We start from the raw sequence: 3634 nt of genomic DNA, 5'->3' as shown, positions 1-3634 counted from the left end.
ATTAACATCGATTGGAAGATATGCTGCTCCGGATTTCAATACTCCTAAAAGAGCGACAATCATTTTGTCACTTTTAGCCAGCTTTACTCCCACCAGATCATCTGGCTTAATCGCATAATTCTCTCTTAAATAATAAGCCAACTGATTCGACTTCTCATTAAGTTCCTGATACGTTAGTTTATTATTTTCAAAAATAACGGCAATATTATTTGGTGTTTTTCTAACCTGTTCTTCAAATAAATCTACGATTGTCTTCTCTCTTGGATACGCTGTATTTGTATCGTTGAATGCTGTCAATAACTGATTCTGTTCTTCAAATGTTAAGTAATCAATCTCTTTCATCAACCTTTCGGGCTGTTCTATCGATTCTCTTATCAGATTTTCAAAATGGGTAAACATTCTTTCGATCAGATATTCCTCATAGATATCTGTATTATAGGAAATCATTAAACTCAATCCATCTGATTCGGCGAAAGTAAAAATAATATCAAACTGGGCGGTAGCACTGGAAAATTCATAAGGTTCCATCTCTAGATCTCTCAGTTCTTCTCCTTTCAGATTATTCAATTGACTCTGATTTTGCAAAACAATCGAAACGTCAAATAATGCGGAACGGCTTGGATCTCTCTGCAAATTCAGCTTCCCAACTAAGGCGTCAAATGGATAATTCTGATGTTCATAAGCGCCTAAAAGCGTATTTTTCTGGGCTGATACCAGATCTAAAAAGCTGCCGTCCGGTTCAAATCTCGTGCGGATAGCAAGTGTATTTAAATATAAGCCCAGCTGATTCTCTAAATCAGGATGCTCTCTGCCCGCTATTGACGTTCCCACTATAATGTCATTCTGACCCGAATACTTATATAATAAAGTATTGATCCCAGCCATAAGTGTCATAAACAAGGTAACATCCTGCGCTTTTGAAAATGCTTTTAGTTCCTCTAAAAATGCTTGCGAAAAATGATGGCTGATATTAGCCCCATTATAGGTCTTAACCAAAGGACGCGTCTTAAAACTCGGGAGGTCTAAAACAGGCAATTCTCCCGCAAATTGATTCAGCCAATAAGCTTCAGAAGCCTGATTTTTGGCTTGCTGCAATGCTCCATTGAGCCAAACCGCATAATCTTTATACTGAATGCCCAATTCAGGAAAATCAACTTTTTTTCCTTGTATTAATCTGTTATAGGCCTCTACAACTTCAGATACCAGCAGTTCCATAGACCAGCCGTCTCCAATGATATGATGCATCGATAAAAAGAAAACATACTCCTGCTCTTTTAATTTAAGCAGCGAAGCTCTTAAAAGAGGTGCCTGTTCTAAATCAAAAATCTCATGTTTTCTTGCTTTTATATACGTTGCAATGGCTTCTTGCTGGTTTTCGGCAAAACTGAAGTCTTCACTGGATATCTTAAAATCTAATTGTTCTGTTGGAATAATATATTGTCTGATATTACCTTCATTATCTGCCTTGAAATACGTTCGCAGTATTTCATGACGCTGCAATAAAAGCTTAAACGATTCTTCGAATTTATTGGTATCTATATTTCCTTTTAACAAAACCGCTCCGGGCATATTATACGCCAGTGAACCTCCTTCTAACTGGCTCATGATCCATAATCCCCTTTGAGAGGCCGTTAAGGGATAAGACTCGCTTTCAGGTGCCTTCGGGATTGCGATATATTCGCTATCCTGCAGCTCCTTACTCAATTCTTCAATAGTTGGGTTTGCAAAAAACAATTTAATCGTAATCGTTTTTCCAAATTGTTTATGAATTCTGTTCACTACCTGAGCTACAGATAAACTGTGTCCCCCTAATTCAAAAAAGTTATCCGTTATTCCTACTCTTTCAATTCCAAGTACTTCCTGCCATATGGCAACAAGCTCTTCTTCTTTTTTGTTTTTTGGTAATACATATTCTCCTCGTATAAGGTCTTCTCCTTCTACTCCTGGCAAGGCTTTACGATCAATCTTTCCATTTGGATTCAGCGGTAACTCATCCAGTTCAATATAAAAACCCGGAACCATATAATCTGGTAATTTTCCTTGAAGATAAGCGCGTAATTCTGATTTGTCTATACTTTCTGAAGCTGTAAAATAAGCAATCAGAACCTTCTCATGGTTGGATTCTTTTGCCTCTACTACAACTTGTTTTAAATCCTGAGAATATTGTAAAATTGCAGTCTCTATCTCCTCAAGTTCAATACGGAAACCACGAATTTTAACTTGTTGATCCTTTCTTCCAATATATTCTATATTTCCGTCCAGTAACCAGCGGCCCAGATCACCGGTGTCATACATTCTTTCTCCTTCTATAAAAGGATTAAGAATAAATTTCTCCTGCGTTAGCTCGGCTCTGTTTTGATAACCACGTGACAATCCTGCCCCTGATATATATACTTTTCCTGTTACACCAATTGGTAAAGGTCGAAATGAATCATCCAATATGTAAATCTGGGTATTGGAAAGTGGTTTACCAATAGGAATTGTTTTATATTCTTTATTTTGTATTAAATAACAAGTACTATAGGTTGTATCCTCTGAAGGGCCGTATAAATTTCTGACTTCTATTTTTTCTGTTGGAAGTTTTTTAACAATATCAAGCGGCACTATTTCACCACCCATATTAATAAAAACTATATTCTTTAAATCTAAATTATCTTCTAATAATTTACGAATTACAGAAGGCACGGTATCTAATACAATTTTGCTTTCTTTATTTATATAATCCTTTATTTCCAGTGCATTTCTTAAAACTCTTATTTTTTTTCCTATCGATAGAGTATAGAAAATTTCATAAACGGACATATCAAAACAGTAGGAAGTTGTAGCATACATTACTTCAAATTTTGATGAATCAAATTCAAATCGAGACCAATTAATCAATTCAACTGCATTTTTATTTTCTACCATTACCCCTTTAGGTTTTCCGGTAGATCCTGAAGTATAAATCAAATAAGCTAAATCATTAGCGGTACTAATCTTTGCAATATTTTCCTTTGAAAACTTATCTTGAACCTTTGTAAAATTTTCTAAAATATTATCATCAATAACGGCTTTACAGCTGCTATCCTCTTCGATATATATGATACGGTCCTCCGGATAATTAACATCTATAGGAACATAAGCAGCCCCAGATTTTAATATTCCCAAGATCGTTATAATCATGTTTTCGGTTCTATCCATCTTTATTCCTATCAGATCATCTGCTCTGATAGCGTAGTTTTCTCTCAGATAATAGGCTAGCTGATTGGACTTCTCATTAAGTTCCTGATATGTTAATTGTGTTTGTTCAAATACAACAGCTACATTATTAGGGGTTCTTTCAACCTGTTCTTCAAATAAATCGACCAAAGTATAGTCTGTAAGCGGTTCTAATGTTACACCATTAAATCCAACTAACAGCTCCTTTTCTTCTTCCAGGGTTAAATAATCAAGGCTGCTTAAAGCGCTGGTTTTATGAACACTAAACCCTTTTACCAGATTAAAAACATGATGGGTAATCTTTTTAATAAGCTGCGCGTCATATATATTGGCATTGTACTTAAGCTCCACAATCAATGACGACGACGAAGGAAGTATCGCGATATTAAAATCATAATTGGTCTGTTCGAATACTTCAATTGATTCTACGGTAAGC

At 35.6% G+C, this 3634-nt stretch carries 1 protein-coding gene; it reads right to left on the bottom strand.

What is annotated here, in order from left to right; translation table 11 throughout:
* Window positions 1-3634: non-ribosomal peptide synthetase (locus DM397_RS00640; protein WP_162615442.1), on the bottom strand; the 3634-nt coding region annotated here is incomplete at both ends.

The organism is Flavobacterium nitrogenifigens, assembly GCF_003254565.1.
GTDB classification, from domain to species: domain Bacteria; phylum Bacteroidota; class Bacteroidia; order Flavobacteriales; family Flavobacteriaceae; genus Flavobacterium; species Flavobacterium nitrogenifigens.
This window is presented reverse-complemented; position numbering and strand designations above follow the sequence as displayed.